The organism is Pseudomonas sp. DL (assembly GCF_047199225.1).
GTDB lineage: Bacteria > Pseudomonadota > Gammaproteobacteria > Pseudomonadales > Pseudomonadaceae > Pseudomonas > Pseudomonas aeruginosa.
In genome coordinates this window covers 6,408,431-6,427,006 of sequence record NZ_CP178323.1, presented here as the reverse complement: position 1 = coordinate 6,427,006, position 18,576 = coordinate 6,408,431, and the positions used below count along the sequence as shown (strand labels likewise).

Genomic DNA, 18,576 nt, shown 5'->3' with positions numbered 1-18,576 from the left:
AAAACGACGAAGCCGGAGCTGCTTCCGGTCATAAGGAAAACGTCCATGCGTAGCTGTATATCAGTCTTCCGGCCGGCCCTGCTGGCACTGTTCGTCTCGGCAAGCGGCTCGGCCGGCGCCGACGCGGCTGTGGAAAACCCGCGGATCGGCCGTGCCGCCGATCTCTATGAACTGATCCCGGAATACCAGCCGGACACCTACCGGAACATGGACAAGGTCTATCCGACCCGGGTTATCCACAAGGGGACCAAGGTCCGTCCGCTGCCGGCGGGTGTGGCCATCGCGCCGCGCTACCGGATCGGCGGCGAGGAATACGGCGTCGACGATTTCATGCGGCGCAACCGCGTTGGCGGGGTGCTGGTCCTCAAGGATGGCAAGGTCGCCCTGGAGCGCTACGGCCTGGGCAACGACGAACGCACGCGCTGGACCTCGTTCTCGGTGGTCAAGTCGATCTCCTCGACCCTGGTGGGCGCCGCCGTGCAGCAGGGCCTGCTGGCTCTCGACCAGCCTGTGGACAAGTACCTGCCGAGCCTGGCCGGCTCCGCCTACCAGGGGGTGACGGTGGAGCAGGTCCTGCAGATGAGTTCCGGGGTCCGCTGGAACGAGACCTATCGCGATCCGAAGTCCGACCGCCGGCAGATGTTCGACGCCCAGCTCGCCGAACGTCCCGGTGGCATCCTGCGGCTGCTGGCGAGCCTGCCGCGGCAGTACCCGAGCGGTACCCACTTCACCTACAGCACCGGCGAGTCGCACCTGCAGAGCGAGCTGCTGCACGCGGCGACCCGCATTCCGGTGAGCGACTACCTGTCCGAGCGGATCTGGGCGCGAATGGGCATGGAGAGCGACGGCTTCTGGCAACTGGAATCGCCGGCCGGGCAAGAGATCGGCAGCAGCGGCTTGAGCGCGACCCTGCGCGACTATGGCCGCTTCGGCCAGTTCGTCCTCGAGGACGGGGTGATCGATGGCGAACGTATCCTCCCCGAAGGTTGGGTCGATCGTGCCAGTCGCGTCGAGGCTACTTCCCACCTGGCCCCGGGCAAGCTCTACGATGGCGAATACGCGCTCGGCTACGGCTACCAGTGGTGGACCTTCCCGGTGGGCGCCAAGGCCCTGCCCGAGCATGACGGCGGGGCCTTCGAAGCCCAGGGCATCTTCGGCCAGTACCTCTACATCAACCGCAAGGAGAAGATCGTGGCGGTGGTCTGGAGCGCCTGGCCGAAGCCGGAGATGGACGATCGCGAGGAGGAGACCTATGCCTTCCTTGGCGCGGCGGTGAAAGCCCTGCGCTAGGGCCGTGGGCTAACGGATATCCACAGCAGGCTGTGGACAAGACTTCAGCGGGAAAACCGCAGGGGCAGTCCCTGGCAATCGTCGGACAGGCGTCCCGCGTGCCAGGCGAGTTGCCCGGAGACGATGGTGGTATCGATCCGATGGTGGAATGCCCGGTGGCGGAACGGCGTCCAGTTGCAGCGCGACAGCAGCGGCATGGCGCTGGCCAGCGCCGGGTGCTCCAGTTCGCTGACCAGCACCAGGTCGGCCCAGTAACCTTCGCGGAGGAAACCGCGATCGGCGATGGCGAACAGTTCGGCGACCCGGTGGCTGGTCTTCGCCACCAGGGTGGCAAGCGACAGCCAGCCTTCGCGGACCAGCTCCAGGAGTGCCGGCAACGCATGCTGGACCAGTGGCAGGCCGGCCGGCGCCTGTGGATAAGCCTGCTGCTTCTCGGCCCAGGCGTGCGGCGCGTGGTCGGTGCCGATCACGTCCAGGCGGTTGCCGGCCAGCGCCCTGCGCAGGGCGTCGCGGTCCCCGCGGCTCTTGATCGCCGGGTTGCACTTGAGCAGATGGCCGAGGCGGGCGTAGTCGCTGTCGTCGAACAGCAGATGGTGGACGCAGACTTCCGCGGTGATGCGTTTCTGGCACAGCGGCTTGTCCTCGAACAGGGCCAGTTCACGCGCTGTGGATAAGTGCAGGACATGCAGCAGCGTGCCATGTCGTTGCGCCAGTTCCACCGCCAGGGCGGTGGAACGGTAGCAAGCCTCGGCGTCGCGAATGCGCGGGTGGGCGGCTGCCGGAATACGTTCACCGAAGCGTTGTCGCCAGCGCGCCAGGTTGGCTTCGATCCGCGGCGTGTCTTCGCAATGGCTCAGCAGCAGGGTCGGAACGCTGGCGAACAGGCGCTCCAGGGTCGGCAGGTCGTCCACCAGCATGTCGCCGGTGGAGGCGCCCATGAACACCTTCACCGCGGCGACCTCGCGTGGATCGAGGGCGGCCACGGTGTCGAGGTTGTCGCGGCTGACGCCGAAGTGGAAACCGTAGTTGGCCACGCTATGGGCGGCGGCGAGGCGCTTCTTTTCCGCCAGCGCTTCGAGGCTCAGCGTCGCCGGGCGGGTATTGGGCATGTCCATGAAACTGGTGATGCCGCCCGCCACGGCGGCGCGGGATTCGCTGGCGATCGAGCCCTTCTGTGGATAACCCGGCTCGCGGAAGTGCACCTGGTCGTCGATCATTCCCGGCAGCAGGTAGCGTCCGGCGGCATCGATCTCCCGGCTGGCGCCGCAGTTTTCCAGGCAGCCGGCAATGCGTTCGATGCGACCGTGGCGGACCAGCAGATCGCCTTCGCGTACCTGCCCCTCGTTGACCATCCGGGCATTGCGGATCAGCAGGCTTTGCATGTTCAGAACTCGTTCTGCAGCGACTTGTAGCCGCGTACCAGGTCGACGTTGGTGCGCGCCACGTCTTCCGAGAACTCGCTGGCGGAAACGCTGACCCGCGGCATGCTCGCCAGGTCGGTGCGCGGACCGATGCGCTCGGTGGACGGTACGTAGAAACCCGCTGGCAGGTCGCAGCCGTCGACCACCGCGTTGTGGCGGACCACGCAGCCATCGCCGACCCGGCAGTTGAACAGCACGCTGTTGAAGCCGATGAAGACCCGGTCGCCGACTTCGCAAGGACCGTGGACGATGGAGCGGTGGGCGATGGAGCTGTGCTCGCCGATGGTCACCGCGGCACCCGACTTGGAATGGATCACCACGCCGTCCTGGATGTTCGAGTTGGCGCCGATCACGATCGGTTGCATGCCGCCGTCGGCGTCGACTTCGTCGGCACGGATCACTGCGTAGGGACCGACGAAGACGTTGGCCTGGATGATCACCTTGCCGCAGATGATCGCGGTCTTGTCCACATAGGCCGATTCGTCGATCACCGGCAGGTCGCCGGAGGGATTCTTGCGGATCATGCTGCACCTCGCTGCCAATGGCTTTCGGCGACGGCGTCATGGGCATGCAGGCTTTCCGCATGGACGACCCGTATGGAGAACCGGCTCGCCTGTGGATAACCCTGCAGGGCGCGGTGCAGCCGGCGCACCGCGTCCTCGCAGAACATCAGGTTCTGCCCGTTGGCGAGGGCGAAGGCCTGCTCGTCGGCGCGTTTCACCGCAGTCTGCACCGCGGTGCCGAGGGCGCTTTCGCCGAGATCCGCCAGCTCTTCCAGGGGCAGTCCGATGCAGTCTTCCGCCAGGCCGATGCGCAGGTGCGCGCTGCTGCGCTGGCTGTGCGGGGTGGCGACGATGCCGGCGCTGCTGCCGAGCCAGGCGAGCACGCTGGCATGATCGAGCGGCTGTCCGGCGAAGTCCTGGTCGAAGCGCTCCTGGATCAATTGCCGGGCCAGTGCCGCCGAACAGGGGCAGGTCGAGGAGTAGGTCAGCTCGAGATGGACTTCGGCCTGGAAGTCATCGCCTTCCAGGCGCGTGTCCAGCACCAGTGGATAACGTTTCCAGCCGCTCAGCGGGCTGACCAGCGCCGGACGCCGCAGCAGCGGCGCGAGGCGTAGGCGCAGGTAGGCGCGACGCGACAGGCCGGCGTGGCTGTCGAGGAAGCGTTGCAGGACGGCGCGCAGGCAGGAAAGGTCCAGCTCGCCCTGTTCCAGTTCGGCCAGCGCCAGGTAGAGGCGCGACATATGGATGCCGCGGGCCTGCGGGTCGTCCAGGCTGACACCGGCATCGGCTTCGGCGGCGACCCTCTGCCCGCCGATCTGCACGGGAAGGGCGATGCCCTGCATGCCGACCCAGTCCAGGGGAAGATCGGCGGTGGTGGTCTGGCGGGCGATATCGGGAAGCGTCAAGGCATTCATGGAGAACTCGAAGAAGGGCAGGCAAGGCCTGGAAATGGCTTGAATGTTATAATATAACGTATTAGCTAATACCGACCCTTGCAATCGGGTATTTCGTCGATGAAGCGCCGTCGTCTCCTGCAAAGCCTGCTCGCCGGCCTGGCCCTCCAGCCGTTCCTGGCCGCCAGCGCCAATGTACGAATCCGCCAGGCCCGGGCCTGGAATTCCTCGGAAAGCTGGCGCCTGGTGCTGGAACTGGACGGCCCGCCGCGTTATCGAACCTTTTCCCTGCAGGCCCCCGAGCGGTTGATCCTCGACCTGCCCGACGCGCAATTGCTCGCAACGCTCTCCGAGCTGCCGCTGGACGGCCCCGTGCGCGCCATACGCAGTGGCCAACTGGGTGGCGGCGGGACGCGCATCGTCCTCGACCTGCGCCAGGCGGTCAGGCCGCGCAGCTTCGCCCTGGAACCGCAGGCGGGAAAGGGCCATCGCCTGGTCCTGGACCTTTATCCACAGGCGCTGGCGGCGCCCCCCGAGCCAATGCTGGCGCTGGCCCGCCCGCTACCCTCGACGGGCCGCGACATCCTCGTGGTGGTCGATGCCGGCCATGGCGGCAAGGACCCCGGCGCGGTCGGTAGCAAGGGCGAGCGCGAAAAGGACGTGGCGCTGGCCATCGCCCGCCTGCTGGCGCGGCGGATCGACCGTGAGAAAGGCTTCAAGGCGCGCCTGGTGCGCAACGGCGATGTGTTCGTCCCGCTGCGCAAGCGGCCGGAAGTGGCCCGGCGCTACAACGCCGACATGTTCGTTTCGGTGCACGCCGACGCGGCGCCGCGACTGACCGCCTCCGGCGCATCGGTATATGCCCTCTCCGAGCATGGCGCCAGCTCGACCATGGCGCGCTGGATGGCCGAGCGCGAGAACGGCGCCGACCTGATCGGCAACAGCGGCAACCTGCCGCTACAGGGCCGCGACAAGGTACTCGCCGGGGTGATCCTCGACATGGCCCTGAGTTCGACCATCGCCAGCAGCCTGGACCTCGGCCACAGCGTTCTCGGCCAGTTGTCGGACGTCACCGCGCTGCACCAGAAGCGTGTCGAGCAGGCCGGCTTCGCCGTGCTCAAGTCGCCGGACATCCCTTCGATCCTGGTGGAGACCGGCTTCATCTCGAATCGCGGCGATTGTCGCCGGTTGATGGACGAACGCCATCGCCAGCGCCTGGCCGAGGCGATCTTCGCTGGCGTGCAGGGCTACTTCCGGCAACGCCCTCCCGCCGGCAGCTACCTGGCGGCGCTCAGCGCGCAGCCTCCCGGCTAGGGCCTTCGCTGCAGCCGCTGACCCGCCCGCAGGTCAGGCGTTGGCGCTGGCCCGATGAACTGCTCAGGCGGCTGATGCTGGTCCAGCCGATGTTGCGGCTGAGGCCGACCCAGATTTCCCCATCGCTGGCGATGCCGCTGAAGAAGGTCAGGCGCCCGTAGCGCGTATTGGTCTGGGCCCAGCGTCGTCCGCTTGCCGCGTCGTAGCCGCGCAGCCAGGTGTCGTTGCCGCCGGTGGCGACGCTGTAGTGGTTGCCCAGCCGATCCATGCAGGCCAGAACGGTGCGCAGGTAGGCGCATTCCGCCGGGCGGGTGCCGGGAAGAAAGCCCTGCGCCTGTGCCGCCGGAGCGAGCAGCAGGAGGGCCAGGCAGTAAAGGCGGAGGACGCGGCGCATCGGTGGATCCCGGGATGACGTGGGCCCAGGGTAGCCGGAAGGCGATTGGCGGGCCATCGATTGTGGTGTTAATTGTTATAGTATAACGTTTTAAATTTCCCAGGTTCAGCCTATGACCGAACAGGAACTGCTTGCCCAGCCCGACGCTGCCTACATGGACGAAGCCCAGCAGGACTTCTTCCGCGACCTGCTGCTGCGCCAGCGCCAGGAACTGCAGGCGCGCATCGAAGGCGAATTCGGCGAGCTGCGCGATCTCGAACGCCCCAGCGACGAGGCCGACCTGGCTTCCCGCGAGGAACAGCGGCAATGGCAACTTCGCCTGCTGGAGCGGGAGAAGAAGCTGCTCGACAAGATCGACGAAGCGCTGGAGCGCCTGGCCCGCGGCGACTACGGCTGGTGCCAGGAAACCGGCGAGCCGATCGGCCTGCGCCGCCTGCTGTTGCGTCCCACCGCCACCCTCTGCATCGAGGCGAAAGAGCGCCAGGAGAAGCGCGAACGCCACGTGCGGCACAACTGAAGAGGTTACCAACCGTGAACCAACGCCTACCTGTCACCGTGCTGTCCGGCTTTCTCGGCGCCGGCAAGAGCACGCTGCTCAACCATGTGCTGAAGAACCGCGAGAACCGCCGGGTTGCGGTGATCGTCAACGATATGAGTGAAATCAATATCGATGGCAGCGAAGTCCAGCGCGATGTTAGCCTGAACCGCGCTGAAGAGCGCCTGGTGGAGATGAGCAACGGCTGTATCTGCTGCACCCTGCGCGAAGACCTGCTGGAAGAGGTCGGCCGTCTCGCCCGGGAAGGCCGCTTCGACTACCTGCTGATCGAGTCCACCGGGATTTCCGAACCGATGCCGGTGGCCGAGACCTTCACCTTCCGCGACGAGCTGGACCGCAGCCTGTCCGACGTGGCGCGACTGGATACCATGGTCACGGTGGTCGACGGGATGAATTTCCTCCGCGACTACCAGGAGGCCGCCAGCCTGGCCAGCCGTGGCGAAACCCTCGGTGAGGAGGATCAGCGCTCGATCACCGACCTGCTGATCGACCAGGTCGAATTCGCCGATGTGATCCTGGTCAGCAAGATCGACCTGATCTCCAGCGAGCAGCGCGAGGAACTGCTGGCGATCCTGCGCCAGCTCAATGCCGAGGCGGAGATCCTGCCGATGGTGATGGGTCAGGTGCCGCTGGCGAAGATCCTCGATACCGGTCGCTTCGATTTCGATCGCGCGGCGTCCGCGCCGGGCTGGCTGAAGGAACTGCGCGGCGAGCACCTGCCGGAAACCGAGGAATATGGCATCGCCTCCATGGCCTACCGGGCGCGCCGTCCGTTCCACCCCGCGCGCTTCCACGCCTTCCTGCACAATCCGCTGAAGCAGGGGCGGCTGCTGCGCTCCAAGGGCTTCTTCTGGCTCGCCAGCCGGCCCCGCGAGGCTGGCAGCTGGTCGCAGGCCGGCGGCCTGATGCGCTACGGCCTGGCGGGCCGCTGGTGGCGCTTCGTGCCGACCGGACAGTGGCCACAGGACGAAGAGGGCCTGCGGGCGATCATGCGGCACTGGGAGGAAGGCGTCGGCGACTGTCGCCAGGAGCTGGTTTTCATCGGCCAGAACCTGGACTTCACGGCCCTGCGCGCAGCCCTCGATGCTTGCCTGCTGGATGATGCCGAGATGAACCTGGGCATTCCGGGCTGGCAGGGCCTGGACGACCCCTTCGAGGACTGGGGGCACGCCGCATGAGCGCACTGCCACAGGAAAGTCTGTTGCCGCGCCAGGCGTTCGGCGAAGACCCCCAGGTGCTGGCCGAGGTGCTTCGCGACGGGGTCAACCTGGCGGTCTGGACACGCCGGCTGAACCCGGCGCTGCGCGACTTCGCCGCCGCCCTGGTACGCAACCGGCCGGGACTGGCGCTGAGCCAGACGCTGGAGATGGAAGAGGAACGGCTACCCGCCTTGGACGGCCTGCTCGACGCGCGGCAACTGCCGGGACAAGCCGATTTCCTCGACGACCTGGGCTGGCTGGTCGAGGCCTTCTTTTGCCTGACCGGGGCGCGGCGTATCGGCCTGCGCCTGCGCGTTCTGGATAAACCGATGTGCCCGCGTTTCCATGTCGACCACGTGCCGCTGCGGCTGGTCACCACCTACCAGGGCGCTGCCAGCGAATGGCTGGACGAGTCCGGCCTGGACCGTCGGCTGCTTGGTGGAGCACAGGCGGAAGTTGTCGATGAACAGCTTATCCATAGCTTGTCCACAGGCGACGTGGCGCTGCTCAAGGGCGAACGCTGGGAGGGTAACGAAGGTGCCGGACTGGTGCATCGCTCGCCGCGAGCGGAGCCCGGGCTGGCGCGCCTGCTGTTGACCCTGGACTGGATTGCCTGAGCCTGTGGACAAGTGTCTTTCGAGGAATAAAAAAAGGCCATCCGCAGATGGCCTATCACCAAAAAGTCGTCCTACCTTGGGGATGGGGACGAAGGGTGCTGAGGTACCCGACTCCCATTTAGCCCGGACGCTGTGACAGGCTGATGACGCGCTCAGGGCTTTTTCGCGGCGCTAGGCTCTTCCCAGCGGCCTTGGCTCTGGCTGGCGCAGAACGGCTCCAGGTAGCGTGCGTCGGTCGCGATGCCGTAGTAGAAGATGTCCTGCCGATAGGGCGCGTTGGGTACCCTGGCGTCGCGGCAGACACCGAAGGCGCCCGTCGGACACTCCTCGGCGAACGTCACCTCGACCTTCTGGCCCTGCAGTTGTGGCTGGCAGAAGCCTTCGTGGAACAGCTTGGCCGGGATGCTGCGGTTCTGCTGGCAGACCTTCACGTCGAGATTCTTCGCCTGGCTATGGACGATGCAGGCTTCGGCCAGGGCCAGGCCCGGCAGGCAGGACAGGAAGAACAGGAACGGACGCATGCGAGGACTCCATTGCAGACGGGCGCGACTCTAGCACGGGGCCTGGCTCCCCGCAGGCAAGGACCGCATTGATCCACAGGCTTTCACATTCCGGTTGCGCAGATGCTTCGAGAGATACCCACACACCTGATCGGCGGCCCCCTGGGGGCCGGCAAGACCAGCCTGATCCGCTCGCTGCTGGCGCAGAAGCCGGCGGGCGAGCGCTGGGCGGTGCTGGTCAACGAGTTCGGCGAGATCGGCCTGGATGCCGCGCTGCTGGCCACGGACGTCGACGGCGTGGCCATCGGCGAGGTGGCGGGCGGGTGCCTCTGCTGCGTCAATGGCGTGCCGTTCCAGGTGGGGCTCGGTCGCTTGTTGCGTCGGGCACGGCCGGACCGGCTGTTCATCGAACCCTCCGGGTTGGGACATCCGCTGGCGCTGTGGAAACAGCTGCAGGCTCCTCCCTGGTCCGGCGTCCTGGCCCTGCAACCCCTGGTAGTGGTGCTGGATGCCGCCGCGCTGGCCTCCGGCCAACCGCTGCCGGAGGCACAGGAACAGGCGCTGGAAGCGGCCGGCATGTTGCTGCTGAACAAATCCGAAACGCTCGACGCGACGCAGCGCTGCGCTGTGCGCGCGCGCCTGCCGGTCCTGCCGTTGCGCTGGAGCGTGCGCGGTCACCTGGCATTGCGCGATCTGCCGACCAGCGTTGCCGGGGAAGGTAGCGCGACGACCTGGGCGGCCCTGCCGGAGGCGCCTGCTCAGTTGGGAACGGTGCTGCCCGCCGAGCGACCGCTGCGCGCCGTGCGCGAGCAGGACGGCCAGTTCGCCATCGGCTGGCGGCTGGCGCCGTCGGTGCGTTTCGATCGGGCCGCAGTGGACGCCTGGCTGAACCGTCTGTCCGGACTGCGGCGGGCCAAGGCGGTGCTGCATTGCGCGGACGGTTGGTATGCAGCGAATGCCGCGCCGTTTGTGGATAACTGGGGCAAATCCTCGTGGCGGCGGGATAATCGGCTGGAACTGATCCTCGCCGCAGGCGCGGATGAAGAGGCGCTCGAAGAGGCGTTCCTGGCGTGTCGGATGGTCGCGGAATGATCCGCCAAGGTTGCCCTGAGGACGCGACTGAATGATAATAATTATCAGAAGACTCTACTTCCTTACCTTTCACTTCTCCGCAGGTCGCCCTCATGTCGCCACAGCCTTCACGGTCGCCTGACCGTTTTTCGCTGGCCGCGCTCGCCGAAGACCACCCCACCGCTCCCGCCCAGGGAGATGAAAGCGAGTCCCTGCCATGCGTGAATGCCCAGCGCGGAGAACCCAACCTGCGCGTGGTGGACTGCTCCGGTGCGCGCCGCGACGAGGAAGTGGCGGTCGAGGAAGTGCTGATCCCCTACGCCCATGGCAGCGATCCCGAAGACGTCCCCGGCGAGCCGCCCAAGTCGCGCTGGTGGTTGTCCTCCGGCGCGGCGGTGGCGATGCATGTGGCGATCATCGGTGCGCTGGTGTGGGTGATGCCGACCCCGGCCGAACTCAACCTTGGCCACGGCGAACTGCCGAAGACCATGCAGGTGAATTTCGTCCAGCTCGAGAAGAAGGCCGAGCCGACCCCGCAGCCGCCGGCTGCCGCGCCGGAGCCGACGCCGCCGAAGATCGAGGAACCCAAGCCGGAGCCGCCGAAGCCGAAGCCGGTGGAAAAACCCAAGCCCAAGCCGAAACCCAAGCCCAAACCGGTGGAAAACGCCATTCCCAAGGCCAAGCCGAAGCCGGAACCCAAACCCAAGCCGGAACCCGAGCCGAGCACGGAGGCATCCAGCCAGCCCAGCCCGTCCAGCGCCGCCCCGCCGCCGCCCGCACCTACCGTCGGGCAGAGCACGCCCGGCGCGCAGACCGCGCCCAGCGGCTCGCAAGGTCCGGCCGGCCTGCCCAGCGGCAGCCTCAACGACAGTGACATCAAGCCGTTGCGCATGGATCCTCCGGTCTATCCCCGGATGGCCCAGGCCCGGGGTATCGAAGGCCGGGTGAAGGTGCTGTTCACCATCACCAGCGATGGCCGCATTGACGACATCCAGGTGCTGGAGTCGGTGCCGTCGCGCATGTTCGACCGCGAAGTGCGCCAGGCCATGGCCAAGTGGCGTTTCGAGCCGCGTGTCAGTGGTGGCAAGATCGTCGCCCGCCAGGCGACCAAGATGTTCTTCTTCAAGATCGAGAAGCGCCGCTGAGGCGGTTCTCTGACAACGAAAAGAGCCGCGCCTTCGAGCGCGGTTTTTTTATTCCCGGTAGGTCTCGCAGACGGGGCTTCGCTGCCTGGGGACGGCAGGCCCCTTGCGCTGTTCCACCGTGGGAACGCGAGGAGATCGGCGTTTGCGCGCCAAGGTTCCAGCCCCGCCGGAATGACGAGCCGCAGGGCGAATAACCGCTTGCGGTTATCCGCCGTGGAACGCAGGGACACCGGAGGGTTACGCCGCCGGCGTTGCGCGCCTTAGGGCTCCGGTCGGGATGCCGTGCCGTAGACCAACAGTCGGCGGGTGTGGGGGAATCGGTTGCCGGGCCAAAAAGCAGGACGGCGACCCGAAGGTCGCCGTCCTGTGGATAAAAAGGCCCGGAGTGTGTCGGGGCCATGAGCACGAGGCTCAATCAATCGGTCGTGATCTTCGAGTGCTTCTGGGTGTCCTTCATGAACACATAGACCAGCAGCGAGCAGGCGATACAGGCGGTGACGTACCAGTAGAAGCCGCTCTCCAGGCCGACGCTCTTGAACCACAAGGCAACGTATTCGGCGGTGCCGCCGAAGATCGACACGGTCAGGGCATACGGCAGGCCGACGCCCAGGGCGCGGATCTCGGTGGGGAACAGTTCGGCCTTCACCACCGCGTTGATCGAGGTGTAGCCGCTGACGATCACCAGCGCCGCCATGATCAGGAAGAACGCTCCCCACCAGCTGTCGACGCTGTGCAGGGTGCTGAGGATCGGGTAGGTGAAGACGGTGCCGAGTACGCCGAAGGCGATCAGGATCGGCCGCCGGCCGATCTTGTCGGAGAGGGCGCCGACGATGGGCTGCAGCAGCATGAAGAGGAACAGGGTGGCAGCCGAGATCATGGTCGAATCGGTCTTGCTCATGCCTACCGTGTTCACCAGGTACTTCTGCATGTAGGTGGTGTAGGTGTAGAAGGCCAGGGTGCCGCCCATGGTCAGGCCGACCACGGTCAGCACTTCCTTCGGGTGGCGCAGCAGGGTGCGCAGCAGGCTTTCCTTCGGCTCTTCCTTCTTCTTCGAGAAGGACTCGGTCTCTTCCATGCCGCGACGCAGGAACATCGCCACCACTGCGCACAGCGCGCCGATGAAGAAGGGGACGCGCCAGCCCCAGCTTTCCAGTTGTTCTACGGTCAGGGTCTGTTGCAGGACGATCAGCACCGCCAGGGCGATGAGCTGGCCGGAAATCAGGGTCACGTACTGGAAGCTGGAGAAGAACCCGCGCTGTTCCTTGTTCGCCATCTCGCTCAGGTAGGTGGCGGAGGTGCCGTATTCGCCGCCGACCGACAGGCCCTGGAGCAGGCGCGCGACCACCAGCAGGATCGGCGCGGCGACGCCGATGGTTTCATAGCTGGGGGTCAGGGCGATGATCAGCGAGCCAAAGCACATCAGCAGCACCGAGGCCAGCAACGCCGCCTTGCGGCCCTTGCGGTCGGCATAGATACCCATCAGCCAGCCACCGATCGGGCGCATCAGGAAGCCCACGGCGAAGATAGCTGCGGTGTTCAGCAGTTGGGCGGTCATGTCGCCCTGGGGGAAGAATGCCTTTGCGAAGTACAGCGAGAAGGCGGCGTAGACGTACCAGTCGTACCACTCGACCAGGTTGCCGACGGAACCGCTGAAGATCGACTTGATGCGTTGCGAAGTGGTGCGGGGCTGGGCAGACGCGGAAATGGCGTTGGCGCTTTCCATCGTGTTTCCTCTTTTCGTTGTTGTCTTGGATGTGCTGATCAGGGCGCAGCACACCGGCACATCGCGAGGGCGACGTATTGGATGGCTCGATAGCAGGTGCCGTGCCAACGCGGGAAAGCCGCGTGGGGACTGGGTTGGAAGAGGAGCGGGGTGGTCTTGGCCGAGCGGGAGTCCGCCGACCGGGAGAGTGGATAAGCGGAAATCCGCCGATCCTTCAGGGCAAAGGGTCCGATAGCGACACCAGATGCAGGCGAGGGCGAATAACCGCAGCGTGGTTATCCGCCGATTCGACGGCAGGCCGGGATCGCTTGGCTCTCAGTGGCTGCCCTTTTCCTGGTCGAGGGTTTCCATCAGCGCGATCTGCATCCGCGAATGCACGCGGATCAGCCAGCGCCAGAGCACTGCGATCACCAGGCCGGCGACCAGCACCACTACGACCAGCAACTCGCCCGGCGGCAGGATGCTCGAGCTGAGCGCCGCCAGCAGCACCATCATGCCGGCCAGCGACAGCAGCGGGATTATCTCGGAGATCACCCGACGTACCCGCGCCGTATGGCGTCCGGCTTTCTCCGGCTTGACCCCGAGTTCGGCCAGCAGCATCGACAGGGCCTTGAGCTTGCGGTACGCGGCGATCAGGAAGGCCAGCGAGACCAGCAGCGCGCCGCCCCAGATCAATGCCTTGTGTAGCCCGTCGTAGGCGACCCACTGGCTCATCCAGGCGGAAAGCGTATCGGCGAAATAACCGCCGGCGAGGAAGATCGCGATCACCAGCGCCAGGTTCACCCCGACCTGCAGCAAGATGCGCCGGATCATCGCCGCCAGCACCGCACGGTCGCCCTGCGGCTGGATGCTGCGCAGCCAGTCGCCGTAGTGGCCGAAGATCCTCGCCATGCGCTGCGGCATGGCGTTGGCCAGGTGCTGCGAGAGCGGGTCGGCGGCGCGGATCAGGTACGGGGTGAGCAGGGTGGTGATGGCCGAGACCGCTACCGCCACCGGGTAGAGGAAGTCGCTGGTGACTTTCAGAGTCATGCCCAGGGCGGCGATGATGAAGGAGAACTCGCCGATCTGCGACAGGCCCATGCCGACCCGCAGCGAGGTGCGTCCGTCGTTGCCGGCGATGAACGCACCCATGCCGCAGGAGAACATCTTGCCGAGCACTACCGCGACGGTGATCAGGGCGATCGGCCAGGCGTACTCGACGAGGATCTTCGGGTCGATCAGCAGGCCGATGGCGACGAAGAAGATCGCACTGAACATGTCACGGACCGGCTCGATCAATCGTTCGATCTGCACCAACTGGCGCGACTCGGCCATGATCGCGCCGATCAGGAAGGCGCCGAGCACCATGCTGTATTCCAGCTTCACCACCAGCAGGCAGAAGCCGAAGCACAGGCCGAGCACGGTGACCAGCAGCATCTCGTTGCTCTCGAACTTCGCCACGTAGGCCAGCAGGCGTGGCACCAGGAGGATGCCGACGACCAGCGCGACGATCATGAACAGGCTGAGCTTGCCGACCGTGGAGAACACCTCGCCGGTTTCCACCGAACCGCTCACGGCGATTCCCGACAGCAGGGCGATGATGCCGATGCCGAGGATGTCCTCGACGATCAGCACGCCGAAGATCAGTTGGGCGAAGCGCTCGTTCTTCATCTTCAGGTCGCCGAGCGCCTTGACGATGATGGTGGTGGAGGAGATCGCCAGGATCGCGCCGAGGAACAGCGAGTCCATGGTGCTCCACTCGAAGAAGCGACCGATCTCGAAGCCGATCCAGATCATCAGGACGATTTCCAGGAACGCCGCGATGAACGCCGTGGCGCCGACCTGGAAGAGCTTGCGCAGGCTGAACTCCAGGCCGAGGCAGAACATCAGGAAGATCACCCCGAGTTCGGCCAGGGTCTTGATCGTGTCTTCGTCGTGGATCAGTCCGAAGGGCGGGGTGTGCGGGCCGATGATGAAGCCGGCGACGATGTAGCCAAGGACCACCGGTTGGCGCAGGCGGTGGAAGAGGATAGTGACCACACCCGCCACCAGCATGATCACGGCGAGGTCCTGGATGAAATCGACGGCATGCATGGCGGCGGTCCTCGCTCGGGGAATGGGTCGGCAGACGCGGCGACCGGGCGGCCTCGCAGACCCGCAGACTAGCATCCGCAAGTGCTTGATCGGTGGGCTGAAAAAAACTGTAACAGACGTTTCGGCGAGGCTCTGCGTTGTGCTTCCCGGGTCGCCGGGCGGATCTTCGCGCGCCGATCCGCGTGCATGCCTGTCGTCCCCGGCAACGAAGGTGTACCCTGGCGCCGACCCGCGAGCCAGACGCGGCGGGCGAAAAAACGGCGGCCGGGGAGCAATAGCCCGAAACAAAATCCGGCTGGTCCTGTCGCCCGTACCGCCGCAACATGGCGCGCGTCGATTCCCCCAAGAGAGAAAGACTACAATGCAGCGTGTTCTCAGCATCGCCCTCGCCTTCTGCCTGGCGCTGACCGTCAGCCTGGATGCCAATGCCAAGCGCTTCGGCGGCGGCAAGAGCCTCGGCTCGGCACCCAGCCACCAGACCCGCCAGGCGCAGCCGGCCACTGCGCCGAACGCCACTGCTGCCGCCCCCAACGCCGCTCGTCCCGCCGCTGCCGCCAGCGGTGCTTCGCGCTGGCTCGGCCCGCTGGCCGGTATCGCCGCGGGCGGCCTGCTCGCTTCCATGTTCATGGGCGACGGCTTCGAGGGCATCCAGATGCTCGACATCCTGTTGATCGCCCTGGTGGCCTTCATCGCCTTCCGCTTCATCGCCGCTCGCCGGCGCCAGCAGAACCAGGGCCAGCCTGCGATGGCCGGGCACGCGCCGATGCAGCGCGAAATGCCGGCCCAGGCGCCGATCTTCGGTGGCGCCGCCGCTGCTGCCGCTGCGCCGAGCCCGGTGATCAACGCGCCGAGCTGGTTCAACGAGGAGCGCTTCGTCGGTGCCGCTCGCGAACACTTCATGTCCCTGCAGCAGCATTGGGATGCCAACGAGATGGACAAGATCGCCGAGTTCGTCACCCCGCAGATGTTGCAATGGCTGAAGCAGGAGCGCGCCGAGATCGGCGACGCCTACCAGTCCACCTACATCGACAACCTGGTCGTGCAACTGGACGGCGTCGACGACCAGGCCGACAAGACCATCGCCACCCTGACCTTCAGCGGTGTGTCGAAGACCTCGCGCTTCGACCAGGGCGAAGCCTTCAGCGAAAGCTGGCGGATGGAGCGCGCCCAGGGCGAGAACCAGCCATGGCTGGTGGCCGGTATCCGGCAGAACTGATCCCGAGTGGTTGCGGTCCCTTCGGGGGCCGCCGAACCCCCCGCTTCCGCCAGGGAACGGGGGTTTTTTCATCTCCGTTGGTGGGTTGACCGACCATTCGTCCGGCGCCATGGCCGAAGGCCAGCCGCGACACTTGTCTTGCGCTCGGTGCGGCTACTGTATAAAAAGCGCGCCACCCGTTGCGAGAGAGCCTGTCGTGGAAGACGTCATCGAAAAACTGCGTGAACTCAACGAACCGGTTCCGGTGCCCCTGGAACTGCCGGAAGAAGAACTGCTGGTGGAAATCGAGGAAGAGCTGCTGATCGGCATTCCCGCCGAGTTCCGCGAATTCCTCCTGCTGGTCAGCGATGTGGTCTACGGCCGCCTGGAGCCGGTGACCGTGACCGATCCGCACTCGCACACCTATCTGCCCGAAGTGGCGGCCACTGCCTGGGACCTGGGCGTTCCGCGCGAGCTGATCCCGCTTTGCGAGGACGACGGCAGCTACTACTGCGTGGCGGAGGACGGCGAGGTGGTGCTCTGGGCCGATGGCGACCTCACCGATGAAAGCTGGGATTCGGTGTGGGTCTGGGCTCGCGACGTCTGGCTGGAGAGCTGAGCCTGAACCGCCGCAAAGGCTCTGCAACGCGCCTTTGCGGCTGACTTCCCGACGTCGCGCGAGGCTGCCTGGAGGCCCTGCGCGTCGCCGTCGGCGCTTCGTCTCCGACAAAGCGCCGCTGCGCTAAGGAATTTCCCTCGATTGCGACGGTCACAAGGGCAATTCCGCACTTGTCGCTCCGGATGTAGGCAAGTGCGCTGCCCCGTGTGGAGATTCTATGAAGTTCAAAGCTCTGTTCGCTGCATTGCTGCTGACCAGCCTGGCGGGTTGCGCCAACCAGGCGGTGGTCACTTTGCAAGATGGCAGCGAGGTCCTGGTCAAGGATCAGTCGGATTACGACAAATACAATGACTACTACGAGTTCGAACAGCTGAATGGCGACACCATCCTGATCAAGAAGGACAATGTGCGCACCATTCGCCCGCAGTAGCGGCGCTTATCTCCCGTCAGGCGTGCTCGCCGGAACGGTGTCGCTTTCGTGGCCGGGCCTCCAGCTCCAGGAGGTTCAGCAGGTACTGGCCGAAGTAGGCCAGGTCCTGTTCGATCGCCGCGCGCGCGGCCGGGCCGTCGCCGCGGCGTAGCGCGTCCAGGGCGTCCTCGTGGAAATCGTTCAGACGTAGGGAGAGGTCGGCCTCGGTGAACAGCCGGTTGAAGAACGGCCCGACCTGTAGCCAGAGCGTCTCGATGAGACGCAGCAGCACCGGGTTGCCGCAGGCGCGGTAGAGCGTCAGGTGGAATTCGCTGTTGGCTTCCAGGTAGGCCTGTACCTCGCGTTGGCGCAAGGCGTCCTCCATTCGCCGCAGACAACCTTCGAGTCCTTCCAGTGCCTGCTCGTCCAGCCGGCCGCTGGCGCTTTCGGCCGCCAGCCCTTCGAGGGACAGGCGCACCTGGAGGATCTGCAGGAAACGCTCGCGGGTCATCAGCGGCACCCTGAGCGAGCGTTGTGCCTCGCCCTCCAGCGCCCCTTCCGCCACCAGCCGTTGCAGGGCGGCGCGAACCGGCATCGGGCTGGTGCCCCACTGGTTCGCCAGGTCGCGGATCTTCAGTCGCTCGCCGGGCTGGAAACGTCCGGCCAGCAAGTCTTCCCGCAGTCGTTGGTAGAGTCGTTCCTGGAGATTCTCGGCCATGGTCAGCTCCGGGTCGCCGGTGGCGCCGGAAGCTGGGAAAGCGTCAGGCTGCAGTTGCGCATGTTCAGCTCCGTTTGTTTTCGATCAGGCAGTTGCCGCCATCCACCACCAGCAGTTCGCCGTTGACGAAGCTGGCTTCGGGCGAGGCGAGGAAGGCCACCGCGGCGGCCACCTCTTCGGGCCGGCCGGCACGTCCGCTGGGGCTGGCCAGGGCGGCCTGGCGTTCTTCGGCGGTGCTCGAGGCGGTGGCGATCCAGCCCGGCGCGACGCTGTTCACCGTGATGCCGCTCTTCGCCACCTCCAGCGCCAGGCCCATGCTCCAGCCGACCAGACCGGCCTTGGCCGCGCTATACGCGGCTTCGCCCGGGTTGCTGCCGCGGGTTCCGGTGGTGGAGGCGACGTTGACGATCCGCCCGTAGCCGCGCTCGCGCATGCCCGGCAGCAGGCCGCGGGTGAGCAGGAAAGCGCTGGTCAGGTTGCGCGACAGGGACAGTTGCCAATCCCGCAGCGAGGTCGCTTCCACTGCGCTGAAGGGCTCCGCGCTGTCCAACTGGGCCATGCCGGCATTGTTCACCAGGATGTCGACCCGTCCCCACTGGGCTTCGGCCCAGTCCAGCAGGCCCTGCACCTGGGCTTCGTCGGTCAGGTCGGCGCTCGCGGCGCGCACGTCGTGACCACATGCGCTCAGTTCCTCCGCTCGTTGCCTAATCCGCTCGCTGCTGGCGGTGATCAGCAGGCGCACGCCTTCGCGGGCCAGCCGCCGGGCAATGGCGAAACCGATGCCGAGTTCGCTGCCGGCGCCGCTGATGAGCGCGACCTGACCTGTCCACTTCGAAAAGTCATTCATTTTTGTGATCACAAAATTGACATGGAAAACAGATTATCAGTGCTTTCAAATACTGTATTGACTTTTTTGTGATCACAAATGAAAGTTGT

Annotated in this window: 19 protein-coding genes; 10 read left to right on the top strand and 9 right to left on the bottom strand. The window is 65.9% G+C overall.

Annotated features, from left to right (window positions below):
• The first annotated feature begins 45 nt into the window (after positions 1–45).
• Positions 46–1,290, top strand: coding sequence for a serine hydrolase domain-containing protein (locus ACI766_RS29930; protein ID WP_003458380.1), 1,245 nt, complete (start codon positions 46–48; stop codon positions 1,288–1,290).
• A gap of 44 nt (positions 1,291–1,334) precedes the next feature.
• Here ACI766_RS29930 and ACI766_RS29925 read toward each other — a convergent pair whose 3' ends face one another.
• Genes ACI766_RS29925 through folE2 form a run of 3 tightly spaced genes read right to left on the bottom strand, consistent with a single transcriptional unit; the run spans position 1,335 to position 4,128 of the window.
• Positions 1,335–2,672, bottom strand: a complete 1,338-nt coding sequence (locus ACI766_RS29925) for a dihydroorotase (protein ID WP_003161087.1) — start codon at positions 2,670–2,672, stop codon at positions 1,335–1,337.
• Positions 2,673–2,674: 2 nt separating this feature from the next.
• On the bottom strand, positions 2,675–3,235 hold the full coding sequence (locus ACI766_RS29920; protein WP_003099663.1) for a hypothetical protein: 561 nt from the start codon (positions 3,233–3,235) through the stop codon (positions 2,675–2,677).
• Positions 3,232–4,128 (bottom strand): GTP cyclohydrolase FolE2, encoded by an 897-nt coding sequence (folE2, locus tag ACI766_RS29915; RefSeq protein WP_003099665.1) that lies wholly within the window; start codon positions 4,126–4,128, stop codon positions 3,232–3,234. The genes ACI766_RS29920 and folE2 overlap by 4 nt, the downstream gene beginning before the upstream one ends.
• Before the next feature lie 99 nt (positions 4,129–4,227).
• On the opposite strand from folE2, the gene ACI766_RS29910 reads away from it, so the two are divergent.
• A complete protein-coding gene (locus ACI766_RS29910) occupies positions 4,228–5,421 on the top strand; it encodes an N-acetylmuramoyl-L-alanine amidase (RefSeq protein ID WP_003114144.1) in 1,194 nt (397 codons plus the stop codon).
• On the opposite strand, the gene ACI766_RS29905 is transcribed toward ACI766_RS29910, so the two are convergent.
• Complete coding sequence (locus tag ACI766_RS29905; RefSeq protein ID WP_003099671.1) at positions 5,399–5,815, bottom strand: hypothetical protein; 417 nt, start codon at positions 5,813–5,815, stop codon at positions 5,399–5,401. The two genes, ACI766_RS29910 and ACI766_RS29905, sit on opposite strands and share 23 nt — an antisense overlap.
• Positions 5,816–5,927: 112 nt before the next feature.
• Here ACI766_RS29905 and dksA point away from each other — a divergent pair, with 112 nt between their 5' ends.
• The 3 genes from dksA to ACI766_RS29890 are packed head-to-tail and all read left to right on the top strand — an operon-like array spanning position 5,928 to position 8,187.
• The gene (dksA, locus tag ACI766_RS29900) at positions 5,928–6,332 is read left to right on the top strand and encodes an RNA polymerase-binding protein DksA (RefSeq protein ID WP_003097086.1); all 405 of its coding nucleotides are present in this window, start codon (positions 5,928–5,930) and stop codon (positions 6,330–6,332) included.
• A 14-nt stretch (positions 6,333–6,346) separates the two neighbouring features.
• Positions 6,347–7,549 carry a zinc metallochaperone GTPase ZigA gene (gene zigA, locus ACI766_RS29895; protein WP_003097084.1) on the top strand — a complete coding sequence of 401 codons (1,203 nt, stop codon included), beginning with the start codon at positions 6,347–6,349 and terminating at the stop codon, positions 7,547–7,549.
• Positions 7,546–8,187 (top strand): DUF1826 domain-containing protein, encoded by a 642-nt coding sequence (locus ACI766_RS29890; RefSeq protein ID WP_003122314.1) that lies wholly within the window; start codon positions 7,546–7,548, stop codon positions 8,185–8,187. The genes zigA and ACI766_RS29890 overlap by 4 nt, the downstream gene beginning before the upstream one ends.
• Positions 8,188–8,339: 152 nt before the next feature.
• Here the strand turns inward: ACI766_RS29890 and ACI766_RS29885 are convergent, their stop codons facing one another.
• On the bottom strand, positions 8,340–8,708 hold the full coding sequence (locus tag ACI766_RS29885; protein WP_003121401.1) for a hypothetical protein: 369 nt from the start codon (positions 8,706–8,708) through the stop codon (positions 8,340–8,342).
• Between the two features lie 102 nt (positions 8,709–8,810).
• Between ACI766_RS29885 and ACI766_RS29880 the strand changes: the two genes are divergently transcribed.
• Positions 8,811–9,779: a CobW family GTP-binding protein gene (locus ACI766_RS29880; protein WP_003099680.1), complete on the top strand. Its 969-nt coding sequence runs from the start codon at positions 8,811–8,813 to the stop codon at positions 9,777–9,779.
• Positions 9,780–9,871: 92 nt separating this feature from the next.
• The gene (gene tonB1, locus ACI766_RS29875) at positions 9,872–10,903 is read left to right on the top strand and encodes an energy transducer TonB1 (RefSeq protein WP_003121399.1); all 1,032 of its coding nucleotides are present in this window, start codon (positions 9,872–9,874) and stop codon (positions 10,901–10,903) included.
• A 415-nt stretch (positions 10,904–11,318) separates the two neighbouring features.
• Here tonB1 and ACI766_RS29870 read toward each other — a convergent pair whose 3' ends face one another.
• A complete protein-coding gene (locus ACI766_RS29870; protein WP_003097074.1) occupies positions 11,319–12,626 on the bottom strand; it encodes an MFS transporter in 1,308 nt (435 codons plus the stop codon).
• Between the two features lie 315 nt (positions 12,627–12,941).
• Positions 12,942–14,699 (bottom strand): cation:proton antiporter, encoded by a 1,758-nt coding sequence (locus ACI766_RS29865; RefSeq protein WP_003099684.1) that lies wholly within the window; start codon positions 14,697–14,699, stop codon positions 12,942–12,944.
• 361 nt (positions 14,700–15,060) lie between these two features.
• Here ACI766_RS29865 and ACI766_RS29860 point away from each other — a divergent pair, with 361 nt between their 5' ends.
• The 3 genes from ACI766_RS29860 to ACI766_RS29850 all read left to right on the top strand — a co-directional run bounded on the left by ACI766_RS29860 (position 15,061) and on the right by ACI766_RS29850 (position 16,943).
• Positions 15,061–15,915, top strand: a complete 855-nt coding sequence (locus ACI766_RS29860) for a Tim44 domain-containing protein (protein ID WP_003099685.1) — start codon at positions 15,061–15,063, stop codon at positions 15,913–15,915.
• Between the two features lie 196 nt (positions 15,916–16,111).
• The gene (locus ACI766_RS29855) at positions 16,112–16,513 is read left to right on the top strand and encodes an SMI1/KNR4 family protein (RefSeq protein ID WP_003099687.1); all 402 of its coding nucleotides are present in this window, start codon (positions 16,112–16,114) and stop codon (positions 16,511–16,513) included.
• 217 nt (positions 16,514–16,730) lie between these two features.
• Positions 16,731–16,943: a YgdI/YgdR family lipoprotein gene (locus ACI766_RS29850; protein ID WP_003097061.1), complete on the top strand. Its 213-nt coding sequence runs from the start codon at positions 16,731–16,733 to the stop codon at positions 16,941–16,943.
• A gap of 16 nt (positions 16,944–16,959) precedes the next feature.
• Here the strand turns inward: ACI766_RS29850 and ACI766_RS29845 are convergent, their stop codons facing one another.
• A complete protein-coding gene (locus tag ACI766_RS29845; RefSeq protein WP_010792434.1) occupies positions 16,960–17,640 on the bottom strand; it encodes a GntR family transcriptional regulator in 681 nt (226 codons plus the stop codon).
• A 64-nt stretch (positions 17,641–17,704) separates the two neighbouring features.
• Positions 17,705–18,487, bottom strand: coding sequence for an SDR family NAD(P)-dependent oxidoreductase (locus ACI766_RS29840; RefSeq protein WP_003099690.1), 783 nt, complete (start codon positions 18,485–18,487; stop codon positions 17,705–17,707).
• Positions 18,488–18,576 lie beyond the last annotated feature (89 nt).